Source organism: Hymenobacter psychrophilus (assembly GCF_900107135.1).
GTDB classification, from domain to species: domain Bacteria; phylum Bacteroidota; class Bacteroidia; order Cytophagales; family Hymenobacteraceae; genus Hymenobacter; species Hymenobacter psychrophilus.
The window spans coordinates 332673-358444 of the sequence record NZ_FNOV01000004.1; the positions used below are offsets into that span (position 1 = coordinate 332673).

A 25772-nucleotide genomic window follows, 5' to 3' on the forward strand; every position below is an offset into this window, starting at 1 on the left:
ATAGCTGCTAATTTAGTTAGCTTTATATCCGCTAACTACGAAGTTTTCTGCCTTATGAAGATGCCCGCTGAATACCTCGCCTGCCCGGTTTTTGAGCTGACGTACCCGACCGGCGAAACCGCCGAATCGGTGCCGGTAGTGGCCTACACCGATGCCTTGCAGGCCGTGGAAGCTGCCTTGGCCGACGCCGAGCGGTATAAGTACCTGCTCATGCGGGCCCTGCGCCGCAGCGCCCCGGTTGTGGCGCAGCAGTATCCCGAGTTGCCCACGCTACCCTTCCCAGAACCTGGCACCGATACCCGCGTGCTTCCTCTTTACCCACCCAATGAGTTGGCTGCCTAAGTAGGGGGCCATGCGTAGGTCAGCTCTTTCATTATTCTGCACAAAAACCCCGCTTCCTGTCCTCAGAAGCGGGGTTTTTTGTGTGTAAAAATAAGAGAGGGCTACGCTTCAGCGCGCTCCAGCTGGCGCAGTCGTTGGCCCAGTAGCAGTGCCAGCGTTACGGCCTGGGCGCGCAGTTCGGGCACGGCCGTCGACTCGAAGTAGGCAGGGCGGCGGCTGGGGCCGAGGGTGAACAGTATTTCGGAGGCTTGGCCGGATGCGTCGAGCAGCGCGCCGTCGGCATCAGTCAGCATACCCAGGCCCAGCGGATCGGGTACCAGCTGGCCGGCTGCGCGCAGTTGCACCACCAGCGGCTCCTGAATGCGACGATAATCGAGCAGCGGGCCGGTGCATGTGATGACGTGCTGCGCCCTGAGCTGCCGGTCGGGCTGACCAATACGGCTTACAGTTACCAGTAAATCATCGTCGGCGGGCTCAATTTCGCACGCCCGGCCCTGCAGTTGCTGCACCCGGCCCGAAGCCAATAACTGCCCGATGATGGCCGCGTTGCCGGGAGGGCTGCGGTGGCGCAGCACCGACCAGATGCCGGCCAGGTGGCGCAAAAAGCGGGACTGCTCGGCTAGCGGCCAGCTGGCCCAGACGCGCGGCAGGTCGGGCCGGAGTGAGTCGAGCACGGTCTGCCAGGGGAGGCCCTGGACTTGGGCGGCCGCCACGTGCCGGCGCACTACCCGCAGCACTGCGCCCACGCTGGCCAGGCCGGCCAGTTCGGTGGCCCAGAAGCTGGGGTAGGAAGGGGCACCGGGCACGGCGGCGGTGGGCCAGCGGCCGTGCTGCGAAACCACCGTCAGGCGGCCCTGGTGGCCATCGGCCCGTAAGCCCAGCAGCACATCTACGGCCGTCAGGCCCGAGCCAAGCAGCAGCACATCGTCGGTAGACTTGATGGCCGACAGAGCCCCCGAGGCCCAGGGGCTACCGTGGTAGCCAGGGTGGCTGAGGTAGTTATGGGGCAGGGGCGTGGGTGGGGCGGGCGGGAAGTTGCCCAGGGCCAGCACCACCAGATCGGAGTGGATGAGCTGGCCGTTGCGCAGCCGCACCCCGGCCCCCGATCCATCGGGGCTGGGCTCAACGCTCAGCGCCGACGAGTTGTGCCACTGGCAGGTCATGCCGTTCATGGCGGGCCACTCCAGCACCTGGCTCACGAGCTGCTGCAAGTAGCGGCCGTAACTCTGGCGGGTACAGAAACCGTCCTGGCAGCCCTCTTCGGCTCCCGTAACGCGCAGCCAGTTCTGGAAATGGTCGGGCCGCTCGGGAAAGGCGCTCAGGGCTTTGGCCGGTACATTCAACAAGTATTCCGACCGCCGCGCAGTGTAGGCCAGGCCAGGTCCCGGCGCGGGGCGTGGCTCCACCAAATGCACGTCGCACTGGAAGGGCTGGCCCGCCAGCTGGGCCAGCTGCAGGGCCAGCATCGACCCCGAAAATCCGCCGCCGATAATCGTAATACTCCTGCGCTGCATAGCCTGACTGGTTAGGAGCTTTAAGATAGTGTTCTTGCCGGACTGTGGGCTAAAAAGAATACCAGATGTTCTGCATTTGCCGCCCGTCGCTGAACAAAATCGGTGAAATAAGCTGGACGACGTAGGGGCGGGGCTTGTCCCCGCCCGCCTCTCGCACCGGTTCAACAATTTTGTTCAACGACGCGAACAGCGGGCGGGGACAAGCCTCGCCCCTACACCGTGCTGTAGCTGCGTAACAGCTGTTAGTAATACGCGCCGGGTACCAGGTAATTGCGTACGTAGTCGTTGATGCCGTCTTCGAGGCGGGTGAAGGGCCGCTCGTAGCCGATGCCGCGCAGCTTGCTCATGTCGGCCTGCGTGAAGTACTGGTAGGTGTCGCGGATGTCTTCGGGCGTGTCGCGGAAGTGGATGTCGGCGGTGCGGCCGAGGGCGGCGAAAGTGCTCAGCGTGAGGTCGAGGAAGGTGCGCGCCTCGCCGGTGCCCAGATTGTAGATGCCCGAGGCGCGGCGGGTCTGCATCAGAAACATGCACACATCCACCACATCTTTCACATACACAAAGTCGCGCTGCTGCTCGCCGTCGGCGAAATCGGGGTTGTGCGAGCGAAACAGCGTCATCGAGCCCGTTTCCTGAATCTGGCGGAAGGCATGCAGAATAACCGAGGCCATGCGGCCCTTATGGTACTCGTTGGGGCCGTACACGTTGAAAAATTTCAGGCCGGCCCAGAAAAACGGTTTTTCCGGCTGCTGCACGGCCCAGTTATCAAAGTCGTTCTTCGACTCGCCGTAGGGGTTGAGCGGGCGCAGCAGCGGCAGCAGCACGTCGTCGTCGGAGTAGCCCAGCGTGCCCGAGCCGTAGGTGGCCGCCGACGAGGCGTAGACCAGCGGCAGCTGGTAGCGGCAGCAGGCCTGCCACATCTGCTTGGAGTACTCCAGGTTGAGGACGTTGAGCAGCTCGCGGTTGGTTTCGGTGGTGTCGGTGCGGGCGCCGAGGTGGAAAATGAACTCCACATCGGCGTGGTGCGCCTCGAGCCACGGGAAAAACTCCTCGCGGTCGACGTACTCCGTCAGGTGCTTGCCCGAGAGGTTGAGCAGCTTCCGCTCGTTGGTGAAGTTATCGACCACCACAATTTCGTTGAAATTGGCGGCATTAAGGCGGGTAACGAGGGCACTGGCAATAAAGCCGGCCGCTCCGGTGACGATGATCATAAGGCAGAGAATTTAGACCCAAAAGTAACCAGCTGCCCGCGAATGGCCGGCCGCCGGCAGGTTTCGGGGAAGATAACGGGTCAGGAACTCCTGGTACGGGCCGCGCCGCAAGCCGGGTTAGATGTAGCGGCACCCGTTAACGCCGCTCGCCGCCCAATGCGCGGAATGTGGGCATAACAGTTCGGGCATGCTTTCGGCCGGTTACCTTTGCGCGTATGCCCCGTTTATTCGCTGCCCGCCTGCTCGGGCGCAGCCTGCCGCTACTGCTGCTGCTGGCCGCCTGCCGCCCCGATACGCCCGCCACCATTGCCCCGCCCGAAGCCGCCGCCGCCCCTCAGCAGCTGCGCGACGATTTGGGTCGGACCCTGACCGTGCCGGCCCATCCGCGCCGCATTATGGCCCTGGCGGCCTCCATGACCGAAATGCTGTACGCCGTGGCCGATACGGCTACCATTGTAGCCCGCACCCAGGTCTGCGACTATCCGGCGGCCGCGTTGCGCAAGCCCGTAATCAACAGTTACCCGCTTGATCTGGAGCGTTTGGTGGCCCTCAAACCCGATGTAGTTTTCACGACCACCGGCATCACCTCCGAAGCCGACGCTCAACGCCTGCAGGAGCTGGGAATTCCGGTGTACTATCAGCAGTATGATAAGGTGGAGGATATTTTTCGGGGCCTGACTGATCTGGGCCGCATTCTGGGCCGCGTGCCCCAGGCCCGGCACCTGGTCGATTCGCTGCGGGCCGAGCTGCGGGCCGTTGAGTCACTGCCCAAACCTTCGCCGGCCTCCACGGTACTGGCCATCACTTGGACCGACCCGATTTACGTGTACGGCCAGAACACGCTGTTTACCGACAAAATCCGGCTGGCCGGCGGGCAGAATGCGGTGCTGGAAAAATTCACCCAGCCCTACCCGGCCCTCACCCGCGAATACATCCTCCAACTCAACCCCGACATCGTGCTCGGCGGCTCGTTCGGCAAGCTCGACAGCACATTCTTCCGCCTCTATCCCGAGCTAAAACGCATTCAGGCCTACCAGACCCGCCGCATCTACGACCCCACCGACGACCTGATGTCGCGCCCCGGCCCCCGGGTAGTGGAATCGGTGAAGGAATTACGGGGGCTTATCTGGTCGCCGCCCGCGCCATGAGCCGCCCCGCGCTGCCCTTTATTCTGGCCAGTCTGCTGCTGACAGCAGCCCTGCTGGCCGTGGGTTTGCGGGTGGGCAGCTACGAAACTGATTATGCCCTGATTGGCCGCGCGCTGCTGCACTACGATGCCCGCGACCCGGCCCAGCTCGTGCTCATCGAGCTGCGGCTGCCGCGGCTGCTGCTGGCACTGCTGGCCGGGGCCGGGCTGGCCCTGAGCGGCTACGTGATGCAGGCCATGGTAAACAACCCGCTGGCCGACCCTTACTTGCTCGGTACGGCTTCGGGCGGGGCGCTGGGGGCCAGCCTCACGTTCCTGTTTCTGCCGGGCCTCACGGTATTCGGCCTGTACGCGCCCCCGCTGGCGGCACTGGTCGGGGCGCTGGGTGTTACGCTGGTGGTGGTGGTGGTAGGCAGCCGGCGGGGGCGGGTGGTACCCACGCTGCTGCTGCTGGCGGGCGTGGCTATGGGCTCGTTGGTGACGGCCGTGGGCGGGCTGCTTACGTTTCTGGCCGCCACCGAGGAGAAGCTGCGCACTATCACGTTCTGGTCGTTGGGCGGGTTCGAGCGGGCCAACTGGGCTACGCTGCCCTATCCGGCCGCCGCCGTGGGGCTGGGGTTAGCGGCGCTGGCGCTGCTACGCCCGCAGCTGAATCTGCTGCTGCTGGGTGAGGAGCGGGCCACGGCCCTAGGCCTGCCGGTGGCCCGCACGCGTTGGCTGCTGCTGCTCATTGCCTCGGGCCTCACCGGGGCCGTGGTGGCGCTCTGCGGCCCCATTGGGTTTGTGGGGCTGGTCATTCCGCATCTCACGCGCTGGCTGCTGGGCACGGTGGGCGGGGGCAATATGCTGTTCTGCGCGCTGCTGGGCGGCAATTTCCTGGTGCTGTGCGACCTGCTGGCCCGCGTGCTCTATCCGCCCGCCGGCTTGCCCGTGGGCCTGGTCACGGCCCTGTTCGGCGTACCGTTCTTCGTATATTTGCTGCGCAAACAAGGGGCGTAGGCAACTACGCCTCCAACATCTTACCAATGATATACATAAGCCGCCAGGAACACTTCAACGCCGCTCACAAGCTGCACAACCCCAAGTGGAGCGACGAGCGCAATAAAGAAGTGTTCGGCCCCTGCGCCAACACCAACTGGCACGGCCACAACTACGACCTTATCGTGACGGTGAAGGGCCGGCCCGATCCGGAAACCGGCTTTGTCATCGACCTCAAGGAGCTCAGTACCCTCATCCGCACCCACGTCATCGATCAGGTCGATCATAAAAATCTCAATCTTGACGTGCCCTTTATGGCCGGCCAGCTGGCCAGCACCGAAAACCTGGTGGTAGCCTTCTGGAAAATTCTGCAGCCCGAAATCGAAGCCATTTCTCCGGCCCGCCTGCACTCGCTCAAGCTCTACGAAACGCCCCGCAACTTCGTGGAGTATTTTGGGGAGGAGTAGGTCCCAGGGGCTGTCATGCTGAGCAGCGCGAAGCATCTCGCTCGTTCGAAATCAAGTTACTTTGGCAACGTCAGCACGCGAGATGCTTCGCGCTGCTCAGCATGACTGCCAAGTTTAATTCAAACAGATGAAGTATTACCTGATAGCGGGCGAGCGGTCCGGGGATTTTCACGCGGCCAGCCTGATGCAGGAGTTGCGCCAGCAGGATCCCGAGGCTGAGTTTCGCTTCTGGGGCGGCGACCTGATGCAGGCCGAGGGCGGCGAGATGGTGCGTCATTACCAGGAAATGGCCATTATGGGCTTCTGGGAGGCCGCTACCAGCGTGCTCAAGTTTCGCGGCTACCTCAAGCAGGCCCAGCGCGACCTGCTGGCCTGGCAGCCCGATGTGGTGATTCTGGTGGATTACGCCGGCTTCAACATGCGGGTGGCCAAATTTGCCAAAGAGGCCGGCCTGCAGGTGTTCTACTACATCTCGCCCAAAATATGGGCCTGGAACCAGGGCCGGGTGCATCAGGTGAAGAAGGTGGTCGATCGGATGTTCGTGATTCTGCCCTTCGAGCAGGAGTTCTACCAGCGCTTCGATTACAAGGTCGACTACATCGGCAACCCCATTGCCGACAGTGTGGGCGAGCACCAGAAAGCAGCAGACTTTTACCTGCGCAACCAGCTCGACCCCGAGCGGCCCATTATTGCGGTGCTGCCGGGCTCGCGCAAGCAGGAAATCGAGGAGATGCTCTACGAGATGCTGGCCATTCTGCCGCCTTTCCTGAACTACCAGTTCATCGTGGCCGGCGTCGATAACCTCGAACGCAACTACTACGCCCACTTCGAGCGCAACAACGTGCGCGTCCTCTTCGACCAGACCTACGACCTGCTGGCCCACGCCACGGCCGCGCTGGTTACCAGCGGCACCGCCACGCTCGAAACGGCGCTGTTCCGGGTGCCGCAGGTGGTGTGCTACCGCACCAGCGCCGTGTCGTACGCCATCGGCAAAGCCGTCATCAAGGTGCCTTTCATCTCATTGGTCAACCTGATTGCGGGTAAGGAAGTCGTGAAGGAGCTTATCCAGGGCGAGTTCAACTCCCGCAACCTTGTCATCGAGTTGAAGAAAATCACTGCCGACGAAGACTTCATTGCCAAGCAGAAAGCCGGTTACGCCGAAATCTGGGAGAAGCTGGGCCAGCAGAAATCGTCCAAGAAAGCCGCGACGCTGATGGTGGGCTACCTACGCGAGCCGAAAACGGCGTAGGGCGGCGGAAATAACGCGATTGGTACGGCGGAAAGCCCGGCGCTGGCGGATGGAGTGATGCTCACTGCACCGTCACCAGCTCCGGGCTTTCCAGCATCCGGACCGGCGAAATCACCCGCTCATCCAGCGGTAGCTTGTTGCCATACCGCTCGCGCATTTTGGCCTGCACGGCGGGGTGGGAGAGGTCGAACTCGCGCAGCTGCTGAAGCTGGCCGATTGCGCGGCCGGTTGCTTGCTGGTACATCTTCCAGAGCAGCTCCGAGCAGTAAATGCGTTCATCCGACCAGCCAAAATACAGGTCGTAGTTACGGCCCCGGTATTGCTCGCCGACGGCCTGCAACTTACGTAGCACGGGTGGCGTCAGCACCGTTTCGGCGTCGCGCAGGCGCTTGACGACGAACTGCCCATCTTTGCCCCGGGCCACCCAGGCAGCCAGGGAAGTTTCGCTTACTGGCTGCACGGCTTCAAATACGCGCCATTCACCGTTTTTTTGAAACAGGATGCCACAGTGGCTGTACGCCGAGTGCGTGGCCAGTTGAATGGCCCGGCTCTGGGCCGATTGGGAAGTCTGGAAAATCAGGTCGCCGTTGCGGAGCCGGGCGCCCAGCTTCGCAACGGTTCGGCTCGCGGTCCGGGTAGCTTGGTAACGCGTTAAGTAGCGTTGGGCGCGTGGATAAGCTGCCAGCGCAGAGGCGACCAGAAAAAGCAGCAGCAATATTCGGCGCATAGTGATTTAATCTAAATGCTGGACTTCCTCTATCGGAAAAGCAAGACAAGGTAAATATGAGTTATATATCAGCTAAAATGGCGGCAGCGGTGGAAAACATCTACCAGGTATTTGCCTGCTACCCGCTCAATCCAGCAATGGAGGGCAGCCCAGTTTATGCCGACACGATAGAGGCGTGGAATAAAATGCTGGCAGCAAAACCTCTGCGCAACTTAACGGAAGAGGACCTGCAAATCTTCTATTTTAAGGCCCTTACCACTTGGGGCGACGTAAACGACTTCCGGTATTTTCTGCCGCGCATTCTGGAGCTGCTAACTGCTTTTAGTGGCAACTGGGAGGAGTGGGTAGCGCTAGACAAGCTCTGTTACGGCCATTGGAAAACCTGGCCGGAAACAGAACAGAAAGCTATTCGCCATTACTTGCTAACCCTTTGGCGAGAGGTGCTAATTTCCGAATCAGAAATGGCCAATATCAGTCTGGGAGATTATCTGGCTGCCATTGCGAATGTGTATCCTGATTCAGGGCAACTAATCCAGCTTTGGCACCAAATTAAAAGCTCTCACAAAATTCCTCGGTTGGTTGACTTTGTGTATAAAAACCCGCAAGAATTGTTGGGCAAGAAGCGGCTGAGCATTTTTGATAAAGCCCACGAGCAAAGCGCACACTTCTTTTCGTGGCTGACTAGTGCGGCGCTGATGGCAGAACTCACGGCCGATTTCTTCCGCAACCCATCGTCGGCGTATGCTACGGAGCTTTCGGCCGTAATCCGGATGCTCGAAGAAGCGGCTAAAAAATAAGCCCGATGCCGGCTCGGTAGCCAACATCGGGCGAAAGCACGCGCGGAGGCAACGTGTTACTGGTTCTACGTCAGCATACCGCCGTCTACCTGCAACACTTGGCCCGTGATGTAGGCCGAGTCGTCGGAGGCCAGGAAGGCGGTTGCTTTGGCTACGTCTTCGGGGGTGCCGCCGCGGCGCAGCGGAATGGCCTTGCGCCACTCGTCGACCTGCTTGGCGTCGAGGGCGTCGGTCATTTCGGTTTCGATGAAGCCGGGGGCCACTGCGTTGCAGCGGATGTTGCGCGAGCCCAGCTCCAGGGCCACCGACTTGGTGAAGCCGATAATACCCGCCTTGGAGGCCGCGTAGTTGGCCTGCCCGGCGTTGCCCTTCACGCCCACCACCGACGACATATTGATGATGCTGCCCGCTTTGGCCCGCATCATGGGCTTGGTGGCGGCCTTGGTCAGGTTGAATACCGACTTCAGGTTCACGGCCATTACTTGGTCCCACTGCTGCTCGCTCATGCGCATCAGCAGCCCGTCCTGGGTAATGCCGGCGTTGTTGACCAGAATATCAAGCTTACCGAACTCGGCCACCACGTCTTCCACCAGCTTTTCGGCCTCAGCGTACACCGACGCATCGGAGCGGAAGCCCTTCACCTTGGTGCCGGAGGCCGCCAGCTCCTGTTCCAGCTGCTGGCCTTTCTCCACGCTGGAGAGGTAGGTGAACGCCACCTGCGCGCCCTGCTGGGCAAAATACGCGGCAATAGCGCGGCCAATTCCTTTAGAAGCGCCCGTAATCAGGGCCACTTTTCCGTCGAGCAGTTTTGTCATTTTATGGGAGCTGTTGGCTGCTAGCTGTTCGCTCTCAGCTTTGGTGTTATAATGGCGCAAGCTACGAGCTTTGATGCATAGGATACGAAATTGAAGCGGTGAACAGGCTGAACGGGCCTACAACCCACACTTGTAGCCCGTGGCGTGTAGCTTGCGGCTCGAACTTCAAAAGCTAACAGCTAGCAGCTAATAGCTATCAGCTAAAAAAAATGACCATCTGCATTCTCGGGGCGGGACCGGGCGGGGCCACGGCGGCCCTGCACCTGGCCAACGCCGGCCACCACTGCCTGCTACTCGACCGCGCCACTTTTCCGCGCGATAAAGTGTGCGGCGACGCGCTCAGCGGTAAAGTGCTCAGCGAATTGCGCCGCATAGAGGAGGGCCTGCCCGACCGCTTGGCTGCCGAGCCGGCCCAGCTGCCCAGCTGGGGCATCGACTTCTACGCGCCCAACGGCCGCCGGCTGGCCGTGCCCTTCAAGCCCCACTACAACCCGGCCACCGACCGCGCCGCCGGCCACATCAGCAAGCGCATCGACTTCGATAATTTTCTCATCGAAGAGGTACGCCGCCGGCCCGAAATCGACTTTCGCGAAAATACCGATGTGGCCGCCCACGAGCAGCTGCCCGACGGCCGCTGGCGCCTGCTGGACAAAGACGACACCGAAATAGCCACTGCCGATGTGCTGCTGGTGGCCAATGGGGCCCAATCGAACTTTGCCCGGGTGATTGGGGGGCACGTGCTGGAGCCGGCCCACCACTGCGCCGGCCTGCGGGCGTACTACCGCGGCGTAACCGGCCTGCACCCCGACAATTTCATCGAGCTGCACTTTATCAAGGAATTTCTGCCCGGCTACCTCTGGGTTTTCCCGCTACCCGACGGCCAGGCCAACGTGGGCGTGGGCATGCTTTCAGAAGCCGTGGCCAAGAAAAAGGTGAAGCTGCGCGAACGGCTCGACGAAATCCTGCGCACCCACCCGGCCCTGAAAGACCGGTTTGCCACCGCCGAACGGCTGGGGCCGGTGCGCGGCTTCGGGTTGCCGCTGGGCTCCAGGCGCCGCCCGCTTTCGGGCCGCAACTACCTGCTGCTCGGCGACGCCGGCTCGCTCATCGACCCGTTTTCGGGTGAGGGCATCAGCCACGCCATGGTAAGCGGCCGCCACGCCGCCGACTGGGCCGCCCGAGCCGTAGCGGCCCAAAACTTTACGCCGGAATTCCTGAAGGGCTACGACGCGGCCGTGTACAACCGCCTCTGGCAGGAGCTGCGCCTGAGCCGGGCCATGCAGCGCCTGCTGGGCTACCCCTGGCTGTTCAACTTCATTGCCAACCGCGCCGCCAACAACCCCACGCTGGCCGAAACCATCAGCAACATGTTTCTCGACCTCGACCTGCGCGAGCGGCTGCGCCAGCCCAGCTTCTACTTCAAGCTGCTACTAGGGAAGTAGAGGAGGGGTGACGAAGATGACAGGAAGAGGAAGCGAGAAGGGTATTTTGAAGAGCCGTGTCGTTCAGAACATGCTCTAAACGCAGCATGCTCTGAACGACACGGCTCTTCAAAATACCCGTTCTATTACTTGTCCTTGTTGCCCACGTAACGGCGCAGGCTTTTTTCGGCAGCCGGATTGAGCTGAGCAGCTTTTTCAAGGTCGGCGCGGGCTTCCTTGGGCTTGTTGATAGACGAGTAACTGATGCCGCGGTACTCGTAAGCGTCGGCATAGTTTGGGTCGAGGGCAATGGCCTTGGTAAAGTCGGGAATGGCCGAACGGTAATTGTACATCTGCATCTTGGCCGAGCCCCGGCCAAAGAAGGCGTCCCGGTCCTGCGGGTTGTACTTGGTGGCTTTGCCGAAGTCGGAAATAGCACCGCTGAATTCCTTCATCTCCAGCCGGTTCAGGCCCCGGTTGTAGTATACTTCACTGTTGGTAGGCTCCAGCTGCACGGCAGCGTTGTAGTCCACCATTGCCTCGCGGTAATCCTTGAGCTGGCTTTTAGCTCGGGCCCGCATCAGCAGCGCATCCACATCGCGGGGGGTGGTTTCCAGTAGCGCATCGGCCGTCTTGATGTCCTTTCGATGGTCGGGGGCCGTTTTGCGGGCGGCCGGCTCCACGTAAGTTGGACCCCCGGGTGTGGCATCGGCGGCACTGGCCCTATCAATTTCGCGGGCCGCAGCATTGGGCTGCTCCACATCGGTGGTGCCGCGGGCGCAGGCGCCAGCCAGCAGCAGGGTGGTACCGGCTAGCAGAGAGAGGAGGGGTGTTTTCATGAAAAATTGGGGTTAAATTAAGGGGCCGTACTGCCCGCTAAGCGAAGCCAGCGGCTGCGGCGCGTCTTTGTACGGCCGTTGCCGCCGAAGCGACGAAGAACACACCGGAATTATATGCGCCCCCGACCCTGCGCCCGACTGCCCCGGCGTGCCTATCTTTGCCCGGCCAGCCGCGGGCGTTGCGTTGCGGCAAGGGCTTGTTTTACCTTTTCAACCGAACACAATATGGCATTGCAATACGACCTGGTCGTTATCGGCAGCGGCCCGGGCGGCTACGTAGCCGCCATCCGGGCCTCGCAGCTGGGCTTGAAAGTAGCCGTGATTGAGCGCGAGTCGCTGGGCGGCATCTGCCTCAACTGGGGCTGCATCCCAACCAAAGCCCTGCTCAAGAGCGCTCAGGTATTCGAGTATCTGAACCACGCCGCCGATTATGGACTGAGCGCCGAAAATGTAGGTTACGACTTCGGCGCCGTAATTCAGCGCAGCCGCGGCGTGGCCGACGGCATGAGCAAGGGTATCAACTTCCTGTTCAAAAAAAATAAGATTGATGTGCTGATGGGCACCGGCAAGCTGCTGGCGGCCGGCAAAATCGAGCTGACGAAGGCCGATGGCGGTAAGGATACCGTAGAGGCCAAGTCCATTATTCTGGCCACCGGGGCCCGCTCGCGCGAGCTGCCGGCGTTGCCCATCGACGACAAAAAAATTATTGGCTACCGCAAAGCCATGACCCTGGAACAGCTGCCCAAGCGGCTCGTAGTAGTGGGTTCGGGCGCCATCGGTGTTGAGTTTGCCTATTTCTACCGCACGATGGGTTCGGAGGTGACGGTGGTGGAATACCTGCCCCGCATTGTGCCCGTGGAGGACGAGGACGTGTCGCGCCAGATGGAGAAGTCGTTCAAAAAAATCGGCGTGAACGTGCTGACTTCCGCCGAAGTAACGGCCGTAGACACCAGTGGCGCCAGCTGCATCGTAACCGTGAAAACGGCCAAAGGCGACCAGCAGATTGAGTGCGACGTGGTACTAAGCGCCGCGGGCGTGGTGACCAACCTCGAAAACCTGGGCCTCGAAGAGTTGGGTATCAAGGTAGAAAAAGGCCGCCTGGTGGTGGACGATTTCTACCAGACCAACGTACCCGGCATTTATGCCATCGGCGACATCGTGCCCGGCCCGGCCCTGGCTCACGTAGCCTCAGCCGAAGGCATTATCTGCGTCGAGAAGATTGCCGGCCACCACCCCGAGCCGCTCAACTACCAGAACATCCCCGGCTGTACCTACGCCTCGCCCGAAATTGCCTCGGTGGGCCTGACCGAAGCCGAAGCCAAAAAGCAGGGCTACGACGTGCTGGTGGGCAAGTTCCCCTTCTCGGCCTCGGGCAAAGCCTCAGCTGCCGGCGTAAAGGACGGCTTCGTTAAAGTTATCTTCGACAAGAAGTACGGCGAGTGGCTGGGCGCCCACATGATTGGTGCCAACGTAACCGAACTGATTGCCGAGGTAGTAGTAGCCCGCAAGCTCGAAACCACGGGCCACGAAATCATCAAGGCCGTACACCCGCACCCCACCATGAGCGAGGCCATTATGGAAGCCGCCGCCGCCGCCTACGGGGAGGTAATTCACCTGTAAGAGCATCTTACTTGCTAAAACTAAAAGCCCCGGCCGAAATTTCGGCCGGGGCTTTCGGTTACTGGGGTAGTACGATTATGGCCTGATTCAGGGGTAGATAAGGGTGCTTCTGCTGGAATACCAAATCCAGCGTGAACTTCTCGTCCAGGAACCGCGGGTCGAACTCCTGGCTGAAGTCCCAGGTGCCCACGTAATGCAACTGGCCGGGCAGTACCGTAAATAAATAGCGCGTCCGTTTCAGCGTTTGGCTGTTGCGGTGTTTGCGAATGGACTCAGTACCCAACTGCAGGCCTCCCGCAAATTCGTAGTTGATGAGGGCATAACGGCCGGGTGGCAGCGCATAGCAAAACGGATTTTCGCGGCGGGAGCGGACAATGGGCTTCACGTTTAGTCGAAAATACTGACGCGTGTCGAGGTTTACGATCCGCACGTACTGGCCTATGCCGCCACTACTAAAACCCAACCGCTGTACGCAACTACCATACAGTATGCCTTTGTCGGAGGGTAGCTCTTTGTGGCTGCTGCCCCAGGATGCGGAAGGCAACACGATCAGCGGGCCGGGATGCTCGTCCAGCGAATCAGGCAGCATCTTTACCAGGTCCAGCTCCTGCTCTAATTGCTGAGCCTGGGACTGGGCATGCGTGCGTTGCGCGAACAAGCCCCACCCCACAAGCAGGGCTATCCGAAAAAACCTGGTTAAGAACATACAGATAGCTACTATTCCGACGGCACTATTGCGCCTGGTACTTGCTCTTGATGAAAACGGGCATATCCTGGCCGTAGTCCTCGGTTTTGGTAGCTTCGGTTTTCCAGAGGGCCTCTACCAGCAGCAGCAGCAGCGCCGTTTCTTTGTCGGGGGCTGCATATCTGAGCTGCTCGAAGGCCTGCCGAAGCCGGGTAGGTAGCGGGCGCATAAACCGCTCGTGCTGCTGGCGCGCCATGTCCGAGTCGGCCAATCGGTATTGCAGCTTCCAGAAATACGGCTCGTCGCGCACGAGCTTGAAGGGCAGCTCAATTACGCTGTGAATGAACGTAAGCGGGTCGGGTTCGGTAAGGCCGCCGCGGTTGGCCTCTATAATGCGCTTATAGCCGCTCCGGATAACGAACTCCAGCAGCAGATCTTTGGAGCCAAAGTGTTTGAAAATCAGGGCTTCCGATACGCCGGCCTCGCGGGCAATGAGCTGGGTGGAGCTGTTGTCGAAGCCTCGCTCCCCAAAGAGCCGCAGGGCCACGTCGGCAATGTGCTGTTTGCGGTTGGTCATGGCGGTATGCGGAGTGGTTGGGCCAGAGCCCGGCAGTAGTTGAAACCGCAATTACGGGCGCAAAAGCCTAAATCGATGCAACAGCCGCAAAATAAGTAGCCCCGGGTACCCCAAAAAGTAGCCGGCCGATTCGGGGATTCCGAATCGGCCGGCTACGTGTGTTCCAAAAGCCGGCGGGCGGCAGCGCCGGGGCAGGGCCGCGCGGCTTTCGGAGAAGGCCGGATGTGGGTGGGAGTGCATCCGGGTAATCAGGGTGGGGAATTGGCCTACGGTGCCTAGTGGGAGTCAGCAGCCGTTAGCGGGAGCAAACTTACACAATGATTTTGAAAGCCAGTAAGTGTTAGCTCACTTTGATGGGGTGAGCAAACACTTACCATGCAAGCAGAGGCGGTAAGATGCTGAAAAGTGAGCTGTTACCGAGAAGTGTAAAATTTTGGCCAGTACGTCTTAACTGTCTGTCTGTGGCTCGCCGAGGCGGCTGCCATTCCGGAACCGCGCCACCTTATCCCGAATCTCGGCCAGTCCCAGGTTATGCACGCTACCCAAGTGCGTAGTCTGAAATTCGCGGTGCGGTTGATAGGAGCCATCCTCCACCGCCCGGCCCACCTGCTTGTACGCCTCTCGGAAGGGCACGCCCGCCTGAATAAGCTGGTTTATATTCTCGACCGAAAACACGGCGTCGTACTTAGCCTGATTAAGTAAGTCGGGCTTGATGCGCAGCTCTGGCAGAGCGAAAAGCACAATGTCGAGAATGTCGAGCAGTTGCGTCATCGGCTCGAAGAGGGTTTCCTTGAGCAGCTGAAAGTCGCGATGGTAGCCGCTGGGCAGGCCGGCGGTGGCCAGCAGCAACGTGTTGGGCAGCGCCTGCAGCACCTGACAGCGCCCCCGAATCAGCTCGAATACGTCGGGGTTCTTTTTGTGGGGCATGATGCTGGAACCCGTGGTGAAGGCGGCCGGCAGCTCCACGAAAGCCAGATCCTGCGAGTTGTAGAGTACCAAATCGTAGGCCATTTTGGCCAGCGTGGCGGCCATGCCGGCCAGTGCGAAGGCGAGGGTGCGCTCGGTTTTGCCGCGCAGCATTTGGGCCCCCACGCTGCTCACGGCCAGGTTACCGAAGCCCAGCTCGTGGGTGGTTTGCAGCCGGTCGATGGGAAAGGAGGAGCCGAAGCCCGCGCCCGAGCCCAGTGGGTTCTGGTCGGCCACGGCGTAGGCGGCCTCAAACAGCGACAGGTCGAGGAGCAAGTGCTCGGCGTAGGCCGAAAACCAGAGCCCGAACGAGCTGGGCATGGCTGCCTGGAAGTGGGTGTAGCCCGGCATCAGGTCGGTCTGGTGCGCTTCGGCCTTGGTCAGCAGCACCTCCACTAGCTCCAGCGTGCGGGCGGCAGTGCGGCGGCAGTAGTCCCGGATAAACAGCTGCAGGGCCGTGAGCACCTGGTCGTTGCGCGAGCGGGCCGTGTGGATTTTCTTGCCCGCGTCGCCGAACTTCTCGGTCAGGTAGGCTTCAATTTTGGAGTGTACGTCCTCGTATTCGGGCTCGATAACGAAGGTGCCGGCTTCCAGCTGCTGCGTCAGCTCGCCCAGGCCCTGCTGGAGCTGCGCGTTTTCGGCCGCCGAAATCAGCCCCGCCGCCGCCAGCATATTGGCCTGGGCCCGCGAGGCCTGCACATCAAACGGAGCTAGGTACAGGTCCAGCTCCCGGTCGCGGCCCACGGTAAACTGCTCAATCTTCTTATCGACGGCAATGCCTTTATCCCAGATTTTCATGGTTGGTTATTAAGCTTTTAGCTGACAGTTGCTAGCTGCTAGCTTATGTTTTTGCGACGCAGGCTGAATATTCTGCCGGGCCGTTCAGGTGGTTTTTTCGCAGCGGTTCGCGAAGGTATGCGCAGCGGTAAAATGAGTTCTGGCGGCTTATCAAGGATAAGTTGAAGAACGAAGCTAACAGCTAGTAGCTGTCAGCTAAAAGCTTAAAACCACTCAGCAGTTCCACGTAGCCCCGCACGCCGGCTGTTATTTCGCTGAGCAGGATGTACTCGTCGGGGGTGTGGGAGCGGGCCGAGTCGCCGGGGCCGATTTTGACGGTGGTGAAGGGCATCATGCTCTGGTCGGAGAGCGTGACCGAGCCAAAGGTACGGCGGCCCAGCGCCAGCCCGCGTTGCACCAGTGGGTGGCTGGGGGCAATGCGCGAGGAGTTGAGGTGGGTGGAGCGCGGCACCACCTCAGAGCCAATCAGCCCGCGCACGATTTCCACGACTTCCTTATTGGTGTACAGTTCGTTGGTGCGCACATCGACCACAAAAGTGCAACGGTCGGGCACCACGTTGTGCTGGCTGCCGGCCTGGAGTTGGGTAACCGTCAGCTTCACCGGCCCCAGCAGCTCCGAAACCCGCTCGAACCGGAAGTCGCGCAGCCGCTGAACATCGTCGAGGGCTTTGTAGAGGGCATTTTCGCCTTCTTCGCGGGCAGCATGTCCTGTCCGGCCGTGGGCAGTGCAGTCGAGTACTATAAGCCCTTTTTCAGCTACGGCGAGGGCCATTTGCGTGGGTTCGCCCACGATGCCCAACTCAATTTCGGGTAGCAGCGGCAGCAGCCGGCGAATACCGTCGGGGCCCGAAATTTCCTCCTCGGCCGTGATGGCACAAATCAGGTTGAAGGCCGGTGGATGCTGCTCGAAATAAAGGAATGTAGCCAGCAAACTCACGGCCGCAGCGCCGGCGTCGTTGCTGCCAAGGCCCGTCAGCCAGTCGCCATCCAAAGCAGCCCCAAACGGGTCGGCGGTCCAGCTGGTGCCGGGCTGCACGGTATCGTGGTGGGAGTTGAGCAGCACGGTGGGCCGGGCGGGGTCGTAGTGCCGGCTCACGGCCCACACGTTGTGGGCGTTACGCTCGGGCCGGGCCCCGTGGAACGTCAGGAAACGGACAAGGTGCTCGGCCGTCTGGTCTTCCTGCCGTGAGAACGAAGGCGTCTGAATCAGCTGAATCAGCAGCTGAATGGCGTCGTTGGTGAGTTGGCTTAGCAGCGGTTCGTTTAGCTCCGGCATAGCACGGTTTTTACGGGTTCATTAAGGCGGAGCGCGTTTTCAATTACCACGCGCTCCACGCCGGCTTCCAGCGCCGCAAAGGCGTTATCGAGCTTGGGCACCATGCCGGCGGCAATGATGCCCGCGGCTTTTAGTTGGGCATATTCGGCGGCTGTCAGGCGCTCAATCACCGAGCTTTCGTCGTTTACGTCGGCCAGCACGCCGTTCTTCTCGAAGCAGAAATGCAGCTCCACGGCGCGGCGCGGCGCCAGGGCCACGGCCACGGCGCTGGCAATGGTATCGGCGTTGGTGTTGAGCAGCTGGCCGTGGCCGTCATGGGTAATAGCGCAGAGCACGGGCAGAATACCAGCGCGTAGCAGCAGCTCCAGCAGGCTAGTATTCACCGCATCTGCCGGCAGGTCGCCCACGAAGCCGTAATCGATGGCGCCCACCGGCCGGCGCACGGCCCGTATGGCGTTGCCATCGGCCCCCGAGAGGCCCAGCGCATTGGCCCCCGCAGCCTGCAGACCAGCTACCAATTGCTTGTTGGTTTTGCCGGCGTAGAACATGGTCACGATGTCGAGCGTTGCGGCATCAGTGATGCGGCGACCCTGCACCAGCTGGGGTTGGAGTCCGAGTTGCGTAAGCAACTGGCTGGCCCCGCGGCCGCCGCCGTGCACCAGCAGTCGGGGACCGGGCACCTGGGCCAGCGCGGCAACGAAGCGGCCCAGCTGGGCGGGCTCATCGAGAATGGCGCCGCCGATTTTAAAGATTTTCAGGGTTTCAGCCATAACACGAATACGGGGAGAAGGGACGGGGAGGGGGGCGGAAACACCCTATACGGGGCCAGCCAGCTAAGCCCAGTGAATTTTTTTTGCGGCCGACGCGGCAAAGTTTCCGAAAAAAAACATTTACGTTTGCAACGCATTTCGGCTTTAAGTCATTTTAACATCCGGAAGGCCCTACCTGCCGCCCTGCGGCGCCCGCATATGATTCACCTCTCTACTACTGCGCTTCTGCGACGACCAAACATGGTCGTGCGAATTATGCCAGCTTAAGCTGGCCGCACTGGTATTTCCGTGTTCTTCGTCGCCGAAGAGCCGGTTCGGGGCCCGCCCATCGGCCCGCCCCCGAGAATTTTTTCCGAATCACCTGTTCCTAGTCCGAGTGTAAGCTTCCGCGTGTTTTTTTCGGCTTGGTGCCGGAATGTCCCGCCCTCCCGGTTCGCCGCCGCCGAGCCTGCTGCCTGAGCGTTGCGGCCGGTTGTTTTCGGCACCCGGCCCACCCACTGGGCCCGCGCCGCCTTTCTGCTTTCGTGTCTTCACTTGTGCTGCCCCATTAGGCAGCTAACCGCTCCTCCGTCATGTTGCTCCGAGTCGCCGAAGCTGCCGATGCGCAGTACGCCGAAACCCTATGCCAGTGGTATGCCGAATCAGCCCGTCAGCGGGGCGTCGGTATTGCCAAGCGCGACCCTAACTATCTGATGAAGAAGATGGTCAAGGGTGATTCTATCATTGCCTTCATTGATGGAGTGCTGGCCGGTTTCTGCTATATTGAAACCTTCGAAGACGCCAAATTCGTCGTCAATTCCGGGCTGATTGTCAACACTGAGCTGCGCAAGGAGGGCCTAGGCCGCGCCATCAAGGAGCGCGTGTTCGAGCTGTCGCGCACCAAGTACCCGGCGGCCAAAATCTTCGGTATCACCACCAGCGCGGCCGTGATGAAGATCAACAGCGAGCTGGGCTACCGGCCCGTTACCTTCCCCGAGCTCACCCAGAGCGAGGACTTCTGGAAGGGCTGCGCGAGCTGCAAAAACTACCCCATCCTGCAGGAAAACGAGCGCAAAATGTGTCTCTGCACCGGCATGGTGTACGACAAGCTCCAGGACCGTTTCAGCCAGCAATCCATCGAAATCCTGAGTCAGGAAGGGTAGAACCGCCTGTCATCCTGAGCGAAGCGAAGGACCTTATCACGTATAAACGATACGTTCAAGCGGGATAAGGTCCTTCGCTCCGCTCAAGATGACAGATAGGTTGCTACAGTCTTCTCCTCTCACTTCTCCATATCTCATGTCCAACAAGAAAAAGGTAGTTTTAGCGTACAGCGGCGGATTGGATACGTCCTTTTGCGCGGTGTACCTGACCCGCGAGCTGGGTCTGGAAGTGCACACGGTTATCGTCAACTCGGGCGGCTTTTCGGAGGAAGAGCTGGCCGCCATTGAGAAGCGCGCCTACGAGCTGGGCTCCTCGAAGCACGAGGTCATCGACGTGACCCAGCGCTTCTATAAGGACTGCCTGCGCTACCTGATTTTCGGCAACATCCTCAAAAACGACACCTACCCGCTGAGCGTGAGTGCCGAGCGCATGTTCCAGAGCCTGGCCCTGGCCGAGTACGCCCGCGAGCACCAGGCCGATTACATCGCCCACGGCAGCACGGGGGCCGGCAACGACCAGGTCCGCTTCGACGTGGCCTTCTCGGTTATTGCGCCCAACACCGAAATCATCACGCCCATCCGCGACCTGAAACTGTCGCGTCAGGCGGAAATCGACTTCCTTAACCAGCACGGCTTCGAGATGAGCTGGGAAAAGGCCAAGTACTCCATCAATAAGGGCATCTGGGGCACCAGCGTGGGCGGCGTCGAAACGCTGACTTCGGACAAGGCTCTGCCCGAGTCGGCCTACCCGACCCAGCTCAGCGCCACGGAGCCAACCCAGGTGGAAATCACCTTCGAGCAGGGCGAGCCGGTGGCCTTGAATGGCGAAACGATGAACCCGGTGGCCCTGATTCAGGCCCTAAACGAGCTGGCCGGCACCTACGCCATCGGCCGCGACACCCACGTGGGCGACACGATTCTGGGCATCAAGGGCCGCGTGGGCTTCGAGGCGCCCGCCCCGCTAATACTGCTCAAGGCTCACCACTTGCTGGAAAAGCACACGTCCAGCCGCTGGCAGCTGCTGCACAAGGATTACGTGGCCAACTGGTACGGTACACTCTTGCACGAGGCCCAGTACCTCGACCCGGTGATGCGCGACTTCGAGGCCTTCCTGGAGTCGTCGCAGGAGCGGGTGTCGGGGACGGTGTTCGTGACGCTGCTGCCCTACCGCTTCGAGCTGCAGGGCATTGAGTCGAAGTTCGACATGATGCGTTCTAAAGTGGCCACCTACGGCGAGGAAAACGACGCCTGGGACGGCCGCGACGCCAAGGGCTTTATCAAGATTTTCAGCAACCAGCTGAAGATTCACGGTTCGTTCAACGCGTAACCTCACCCCCTAACCCCCTCTCCTCGGGGAGAGGGGGACTAGTTTCTAGCCTTAGCGCTAGCTCCCTCTTAATATGTACGTCAGTGCCGCCGTGGCTCCCCCTCTCCGCGAGGAGAGGGGGCCGGGGGGTGAGGTGAACCATCAGAACATGCAAGACACCAAAATAAAAGCCGGCATCGTAGGCGGCGCGGGTTACACCGCCGGGGAGCTGCTCCGTATTCTGCTGCACCACGAGTTCGTGGAGTTGGGCGGCATCGTGAGCTCCTCGAACGCCGGCAACCCCGTGTACCAGGTACACGACGACCTGGTGGGCGAAACCGATTTGGTGTTCGCCTCCGAGCTGGACGGCGATGAGGACGTGGTGTTTCTGTGCCTGGGCCACGGCAACTCCAAAGCCTGGCTGCTCAAAAACGTCCTGCCCGAAACCACTCACGTCATCGACCTGAGCAACGATTTCCGCCTGGCCGATGATGCCGAGTTTGAAGGCCGCGAGTTCGTGTACGGCTTGCCGGAGCTGAACAAAAGCCGCATCCAGCAGGCCCAGAGTATTGCCAACCCGGGGTGCTTCGCCACGGCCATTCAGCTGGCGCTGCTGCCGCTGGCCCAGGCCGGCAAGCTCACCGATGACATCCACGTGTCGGCCATTACCGGCTCGACCGGTGCGGGCCAGAGCCTGGCGGAAACGGTGCATTTCTCGTGGCGCTCGAACAACGTGTCCATCTACAAGCCCTTCACGCACCAGCACCTCGGCGAAATCGGGGAGAGCCTGGCGCAGCTGCAGCCGCAGTCGGAGGCCGAGATACACTTCATCCCCTACCGCGGCAATTTCGCGCGGGGCATTTTCGCCAGCGTCTACACGCCCTCGGAGTTGACGCAGGACGAGGCGCGGGCGCTGTACCAGCAGTTTTACGCCGACGCGCCGTTTACCACGGTGTCGGACAAGGAAATTCACCTCAAGCAGGTGGTCAACACCAACAAATGCCTGCTGCACGTGCAGAAACAGGGCAAGCAGCTCCTGATTACCTCGGTGATTGACAATCTAGTAAAAGGCGCCTCGGGCCAGGCGGTGCAGAATATGAACCTGCTGTTTGGCCTGCCGGAAACGACGGGGTTGGGGCTAAAGGCCGGGCTGTTTTAAATGATGCCGATGGCGCAAGTCTCCCAGGGCTAAAGCACTGGGCTACGTAACGTCCGGACGCCTTTCCTACTTCGCTTTTTCGCTGACTAGCCCAGAGTTTCAACCCTGGGAACAGTGGGATTAACACCAAAAACCATGGAGCTTTTCAACGTTTATCCGCTCGTCAACATCACGCCCGTGAAGGGGCTCGGCGCGAAGCTGTGGGACGACCAGGGCCAGGAATACCTGGATTTCTATGGTGGCCACGCCGTTATTTCCATCGGCCACAGCCACCCGCACTACGTGCAACGCCTCACCGAGCAACTGCAGAACATCGGCTTCTACTCCAACTCGGTGCAGATCCCGATTCAGACGCAGTTGGCGCAGAAGCTGGGCGAGGTGTCGGGCTACGAGGATTACACGCTGTTTCTGTGCAACTCGGGGGCCGAGGCCAACGAGAATGCGCTGAAGCTGGCTTCCTTCCACACCGGCAAAACCCGGGTGGTGGCGTTCAAAGGCGCGTTTCATGGTCGCACCAGCGGCGCGGTGGCGGCTACCGATAACCCGAAAATCGTGGCTCCCTTCAACGCCGGCCACGCCGTGACTTTCGTGGACTATGACCTAGAGGCAGTGCTGGCCGTGCTGCACGGCGGCGACGTATGCGCGGTTATCGTGGAGCCAATTCAGGGTGTGGGCGGTATCATCAGGCCCTCCGATGAGTTTCTGCGGCACCTGGCGCTGCTGTGCTGGGCCAACGACGTGCTGCTTATTGCCGATGAGGTGCAGAGCGGCTACGGCCGTAGCGGCAAGTTTTTCGCGCACCAGCACGCCGGCCTGCGGCCCGATATCATTTCGGTGGCCAAGGGCATGGGCAACGGCTTCCCCATTGGCGGCATCCTGATTTCACCCAAGCTGCAAGCCTCCTATGGCCTGCTGGGCACCACCTTCGGCGGCAACCACCTGGCCTGCGCCGCCGCTCTGGCCGTGCTCGAAGTCATCGAAGATGAACACCTGCTGGCCCACGCCACCGAGCTGGGCAACTACCTCCGCACCGAGCTGCTGGCCCACGCCGGCGCCGCAGAAATACGCGGCCGCGGCCTGATGGTGGGCATCAAATACGACTTCCCCATCAAGGACGTGCGCGACAAGCTGCTCACCGAATACCACATTTTCGTGGGCAATGCCTCCGACCCCACGGTACTCCGGCTGCTGCCGCCGCTCAACATCACCCGGGCCGAGGTTGACCGGTTTTTGCAGGCGCTGTATGCGCTGACCGCAAAATCAGTCGAAGCCATCCAGCAAGCCTCGGCGCTGGATTAGCACGAGGTAGAGACGCAATATTTTGCGTCTCGTCGTTGAACGGCCCGCGGGCCATCGAACCGGAATACACAACGTCAGCAACGATTGAGACGCGAATACGCGTCTCTACAACCCACGACATGTCCCAAACAGTAAAACTCGTTCTTGAAGACGGCACCTCCATTGAGGGCGAATCCTTCGGTGCATTTACCTCCGCCGCGGGCGAGGTGGTGTTCAGCACGGCCATGACCGGCTACCCCGAAAACCTCACCGACCCGTCCTTCGCCGGCCAGATTCTGGTGCTCACCACCCCCATGGTGGGCAACTACGGCGTGCCCGGCGAAGACCTGTACGAGTCGATTTCAAAGATCTTCGAGTCTGATAAAATCCACATTGCCGGACTCGTGGTGAGCTACTACTCCGAGGAGCACAGCCACTGGCACGCCGCCAAAAGCCTCGGCGACTGGCTCAAAGAGTACAACATCCCCGGCATCTGCGGCGTCGATACGCGCATGCTCACCAAGAAGCTGCGCGAGAAAGGCGCCATGCTGGGCAAAATAGTAGCCGAAACCGACGTGCCCCTGCATGACCCTAACTGCGACAACCTGGTGGCCCAGGTGAGCCCGGCCGGCGTGCAGCACTACGGCCACGGCCAGCACAAAATCGTGCTCGTGGACTGCGGCACCAAAACCAACATTATCCGCTGCTTCCTGGAGCGCGACGTGGAGCTGATTCGCGTGCCCTGGGACTACGATTTCACGACCCTCGACTACGACGGCCTGTTCCTGAGCAACGGCCCCGGCGACCCCAAAATGTGCGAAGCCACCATCGCACACCTGCAAAAAGCCCTGCAACAGGACAAGCCGATTTTCGGCATCTGCCTGGGCAGCCAGCTCATGGGCCTGGCGGCGGGCGGCGACACGTTCAAGCTCAAATACGGCCACCGCAGCCACAACCAGCCCGTCAAGCTCACCGGCACCCAGCACTGCTACATCACCAGCCAAAACCACGGCTTCGCGGTCGATACTGCCACCCTTCCCGCCGAGTGGGACATGCTGTTCGAGAACCTGAACGACGGCACCTGCGAAGGCATCAAGCACAAAACCAAGCCGTTCTTCTCCACCCAGTTTCACCCCGAAGCGGCTGGTGGCCCGCAGGATACGGAGTTTCTGTTTGATGACTTTTTGAAAGCGGTGGTGGAGTACAAGGCTACAACAGCCAAATAACTCTTGCCAGCCATGACAACAGATAAAAGCGAGATTCTCAAAGTATTGAAAACGGCGCTTTTCGGCACCTACTTCACAAGATTCACTTACTATATCACTGCCTTTGAGTGTGATTTTTTTAGTGACAGCCTTGATATTAGCGCCTATCTAGTTGTCAGCGAAATTGAACTAGCAGATAAGATTGAGTGGAATAAGTGGGTACAGTCAGCTCCATTCAATATAGCAAATAACAATGGGCCAGAAGAGCCTGCCAGAGTCTTTTTGATGGGCCTATTAACGCAGGCAATAGTTCAAGATGTAGAAGAAGAGAACGAAGGCACTATCATACTTACTTTTCAAAATGGACTGAAAGTCAGACTGGTAGGAGAAATCGAAACTGAAGATATTTCTTGGACTATTCAATTCAGAAATTCTGATGGACAGCAAATTGGCGAGTGCACCTGCTCATTCAATAAACTGTTTCTGAATATCAGTGAAGAGTTAGCACATAAGCTGCATTTGGCAAGCCACTAATTTAGAAACGTGGGCCGGCTGACCACAACGAAGCGGTAGAGATGTTTCGACTCCGCTGCGCTCCGCTCAACATGACGTTCAAGACGTTCAAAAAGAACCCAACCCTTCGCATGAACAAACCCAACAAAGTGCTCATCCTTGGTTCCGGCGCCCTCAAAATTGGGGAGGCCGGGGAGTTCGATTATTCCGGCTCGCAGGCGCTCAAGGCGCTCAAGGAGGAAGGCATCCGCACCATCCTCATCAACCCCAACATCGCCACCGTGCAGACGTCGGACAACATGGCCGACGACGTGTACTTCCTGCCCGTGACGCCCTACTTCGTGGAGCAAGTCATCAAAAAAGAGCAGCCCGACGGCATCCTGGTGGCCTTTGGCGGCCAAACGGCGCTGAACTGCGCCGTGGCCCTGTACCGCGCCGGCGTATTCGAGAACTACAACGTGCAGGTGCTGGGCACGCCCGTGCAGACCATCATCGACACCGAGGACCGGGAGATTTTCAAGGACAAGCTCGACCAGATTGGCGTGCTCTCGGCCCGCAGCGTGGCCTGCACCAGCCTGGACGGGGCGCTGGCCGCCGCCGAGCAAATCGGCTTCCCCATCATCGTGCGGGCCGCGTTTGCCCTGGGCGGGCTGGGCAGCGGCTTCGCCAACAACATGGACGAGCTGCGGGCCCTGGCCCGGCAGGCCTTCACCACCTCCGACCAGATTCTGGTGGAGGAGTCCCTCAAAGGCTGGAAGGAAGTGGAGTACGAAGTGGTGCGCGATGCGTTTGACAACTGCATCACGGTCTGCAACATGGAGAACTTCGACCCCATCGGCATCCACACCGGCGAGAGCATCGTGGTGGCCCCCTCGCAGACGCTCAGCAACCGCGAGTACCACAAGCTGCGCACCATCGGCATCCAGACCATCCGCCACCTGGGCATCGTGGGCGAGTGCAACATTCAGTACGC

The 25772-nt window shown here is 60.4% G+C and carries 25 protein-coding genes; 15 read left to right on the forward strand and 10 right to left on the reverse strand.

Annotation, left to right across the window (positions count from 1 at the left end; genetic code table 11):
- Nucleotides 1-54 precede the first annotated feature (54 nt).
- On the forward strand, nucleotides 55-342 hold the full coding sequence (locus tag BLW21_RS08250; RefSeq protein WP_092738976.1) for a hypothetical protein: 288 nt from the start codon (nucleotides 55-57) through the stop codon (nucleotides 340-342).
- A 101-nt stretch (nucleotides 343-443) separates the two neighbouring features.
- On the opposite strand, the gene BLW21_RS08255 is transcribed toward BLW21_RS08250, so the two are convergent.
- On the reverse strand, nucleotides 444-1856 hold the full coding sequence (locus BLW21_RS08255; RefSeq protein WP_092738977.1) for an FAD/NAD(P)-binding protein: 1413 nt from the start codon (nucleotides 1854-1856) through the stop codon (nucleotides 444-446).
- A 242-nt stretch (nucleotides 1857-2098) separates the two neighbouring features.
- A complete protein-coding gene (gene rfaD / locus BLW21_RS08260) occupies nucleotides 2099-3064 on the reverse strand; it encodes an ADP-glyceromanno-heptose 6-epimerase (RefSeq protein ID WP_092738978.1) in 966 nt (321 codons plus the stop codon).
- 215 nt (nucleotides 3065-3279) lie between these two features.
- Between rfaD and BLW21_RS08265 the strand changes: the two genes are divergently transcribed.
- The 4 genes from BLW21_RS08265 to lpxB all read left to right on the forward strand — a co-directional run bounded on the left by BLW21_RS08265 (nucleotide 3280) and on the right by lpxB (nucleotide 6905).
- Nucleotides 3280-4212: an ABC transporter substrate-binding protein gene (locus BLW21_RS08265; RefSeq protein WP_092738979.1), complete on the forward strand. Its 933-nt coding sequence runs from the start codon at nucleotides 3280-3282 to the stop codon at nucleotides 4210-4212.
- Nucleotides 4209-5210 carry a FecCD family ABC transporter permease gene (locus tag BLW21_RS08270; protein ID WP_092738980.1) on the forward strand — a complete coding sequence of 334 codons (1002 nt, stop codon included), beginning with the start codon at nucleotides 4209-4211 and terminating at the stop codon, nucleotides 5208-5210. The genes BLW21_RS08265 and BLW21_RS08270 overlap by 4 nt, the downstream gene beginning before the upstream one ends.
- Nucleotides 5211-5236: 26 nt before the next feature.
- Nucleotides 5237-5656, forward strand: coding sequence for a 6-pyruvoyl trahydropterin synthase family protein (locus BLW21_RS08275; RefSeq protein WP_092738981.1), 420 nt, complete (start codon nucleotides 5237-5239; stop codon nucleotides 5654-5656).
- Nucleotides 5657-5783: 127 nt separating this feature from the next.
- Nucleotides 5784-6905, forward strand: a complete 1122-nt coding sequence (lpxB, locus tag BLW21_RS08280; protein WP_092738982.1) for a lipid-A-disaccharide synthase — start codon at nucleotides 5784-5786, stop codon at nucleotides 6903-6905.
- A gap of 61 nt (nucleotides 6906-6966) precedes the next feature.
- Here lpxB and BLW21_RS08285 read toward each other — a convergent pair whose 3' ends face one another.
- A complete protein-coding gene (locus BLW21_RS08285) occupies nucleotides 6967-7632 on the reverse strand; it encodes a YiiX family permuted papain-like enzyme (protein WP_092738983.1) in 666 nt (221 codons plus the stop codon).
- A 56-nt stretch (nucleotides 7633-7688) separates the two neighbouring features.
- On the opposite strand from BLW21_RS08285, the gene BLW21_RS08290 reads away from it, so the two are divergent.
- On the forward strand, nucleotides 7689-8429 hold the full coding sequence (locus tag BLW21_RS08290; RefSeq protein WP_139255133.1) for a hypothetical protein: 741 nt from the start codon (nucleotides 7689-7691) through the stop codon (nucleotides 8427-8429).
- 65 nt (nucleotides 8430-8494) lie between these two features.
- On the opposite strand, the gene fabG is transcribed toward BLW21_RS08290, so the two are convergent.
- Nucleotides 8495-9244: a 3-oxoacyl-[acyl-carrier-protein] reductase gene (gene fabG / locus BLW21_RS08295; RefSeq protein WP_092738985.1), complete on the reverse strand. Its 750-nt coding sequence runs from the start codon at nucleotides 9242-9244 to the stop codon at nucleotides 8495-8497.
- A gap of 209 nt (nucleotides 9245-9453) precedes the next feature.
- Here fabG and BLW21_RS08300 point away from each other — a divergent pair, with 209 nt between their 5' ends.
- Nucleotides 9454-10686, forward strand: coding sequence for a geranylgeranyl reductase family protein (locus tag BLW21_RS08300; protein WP_092738986.1), 1233 nt, complete (start codon nucleotides 9454-9456; stop codon nucleotides 10684-10686).
- Nucleotides 10687-10811: 125 nt separating this feature from the next.
- Here the strand turns inward: BLW21_RS08300 and BLW21_RS08305 are convergent, their stop codons facing one another.
- On the reverse strand, nucleotides 10812-11504 hold the full coding sequence (locus BLW21_RS08305) for a tetratricopeptide repeat protein (RefSeq protein ID WP_092738987.1): 693 nt from the start codon (nucleotides 11502-11504) through the stop codon (nucleotides 10812-10814).
- A gap of 225 nt (nucleotides 11505-11729) precedes the next feature.
- On the opposite strand from BLW21_RS08305, the gene lpdA reads away from it, so the two are divergent.
- Nucleotides 11730-13124 (forward strand): dihydrolipoyl dehydrogenase, encoded by a 1395-nt coding sequence (gene lpdA, locus BLW21_RS08310; protein WP_092738988.1) that lies wholly within the window; start codon nucleotides 11730-11732, stop codon nucleotides 13122-13124.
- Between the two features lie 58 nt (nucleotides 13125-13182).
- Here the strand turns inward: lpdA and BLW21_RS08315 are convergent, their stop codons facing one another.
- From BLW21_RS08315 to argB, 5 genes are all read right to left on the reverse strand, one after another.
- Entirely contained in the window at nucleotides 13183-13830 is a 648-nt protein-coding gene (locus BLW21_RS08315; protein WP_139255134.1) for a hypothetical protein, read from the reverse strand.
- Nucleotides 13831-13855: 25 nt separating this feature from the next.
- A complete protein-coding gene (locus tag BLW21_RS08320) occupies nucleotides 13856-14386 on the reverse strand; it encodes a TetR/AcrR family transcriptional regulator (RefSeq protein WP_092738990.1) in 531 nt (176 codons plus the stop codon).
- 447 nt (nucleotides 14387-14833) lie between these two features.
- The gene (gene argH / locus BLW21_RS08325; RefSeq protein WP_092738991.1) at nucleotides 14834-16150 is read right to left on the reverse strand and encodes an argininosuccinate lyase; all 1317 of its coding nucleotides are present in this window, start codon (nucleotides 16148-16150) and stop codon (nucleotides 14834-14836) included.
- A gap of 181 nt (nucleotides 16151-16331) precedes the next feature.
- Entirely contained in the window at nucleotides 16332-17426 is a 1095-nt protein-coding gene (locus BLW21_RS08330) for a M20 family metallo-hydrolase (protein WP_092738992.1), read from the reverse strand.
- Complete coding sequence (gene argB / locus BLW21_RS08335) at nucleotides 17414-18196, reverse strand: acetylglutamate kinase (RefSeq protein WP_092738993.1); 783 nt, start codon at nucleotides 18194-18196, stop codon at nucleotides 17414-17416. The genes BLW21_RS08330 and argB overlap by 13 nt, the downstream gene beginning before the upstream one ends.
- 572 nt (nucleotides 18197-18768) lie before the next feature.
- Here argB and BLW21_RS08340 point away from each other — a divergent pair.
- The 7 genes from BLW21_RS08340 to BLW21_RS08370 form a co-directional block, all read left to right on the forward strand.
- The gene (locus BLW21_RS08340) at nucleotides 18769-19338 is read left to right on the forward strand and encodes a GNAT family N-acetyltransferase (protein WP_092738994.1); all 570 of its coding nucleotides are present in this window, start codon (nucleotides 18769-18771) and stop codon (nucleotides 19336-19338) included.
- 136 nt (nucleotides 19339-19474) lie between these two features.
- On the forward strand, nucleotides 19475-20665 hold the full coding sequence (argG, locus tag BLW21_RS08345) for an argininosuccinate synthase (RefSeq protein WP_092738995.1): 1191 nt from the start codon (nucleotides 19475-19477) through the stop codon (nucleotides 20663-20665).
- Nucleotides 20666-20813: 148 nt separating this feature from the next.
- Nucleotides 20814-21803, forward strand: coding sequence for an N-acetyl-gamma-glutamyl-phosphate reductase (gene argC, locus BLW21_RS08350; protein ID WP_092739012.1), 990 nt, complete (start codon nucleotides 20814-20816; stop codon nucleotides 21801-21803).
- Nucleotides 21804-21938: 135 nt separating this feature from the next.
- The gene (locus BLW21_RS08355; protein WP_092738996.1) at nucleotides 21939-23102 is read left to right on the forward strand and encodes an aspartate aminotransferase family protein; all 1164 of its coding nucleotides are present in this window, start codon (nucleotides 21939-21941) and stop codon (nucleotides 23100-23102) included.
- A gap of 119 nt (nucleotides 23103-23221) precedes the next feature.
- Nucleotides 23222-24307 (forward strand): glutamine-hydrolyzing carbamoyl-phosphate synthase small subunit, encoded by a 1086-nt coding sequence (gene carA / locus BLW21_RS08360; protein ID WP_092738997.1) that lies wholly within the window; start codon nucleotides 23222-23224, stop codon nucleotides 24305-24307.
- 12 nt (nucleotides 24308-24319) lie between these two features.
- Nucleotides 24320-24820 carry a hypothetical protein gene (locus BLW21_RS08365; RefSeq protein ID WP_092738998.1) on the forward strand — a complete coding sequence of 167 codons (501 nt, stop codon included), beginning with the start codon at nucleotides 24320-24322 and terminating at the stop codon, nucleotides 24818-24820.
- Nucleotides 24821-24930: 110 nt separating this feature from the next.
- The coding region (locus BLW21_RS08370; RefSeq protein ID WP_139255135.1) for an ATP-binding protein at nucleotides 24931-25772 on the forward strand (842 nt) is incomplete at its 3' end.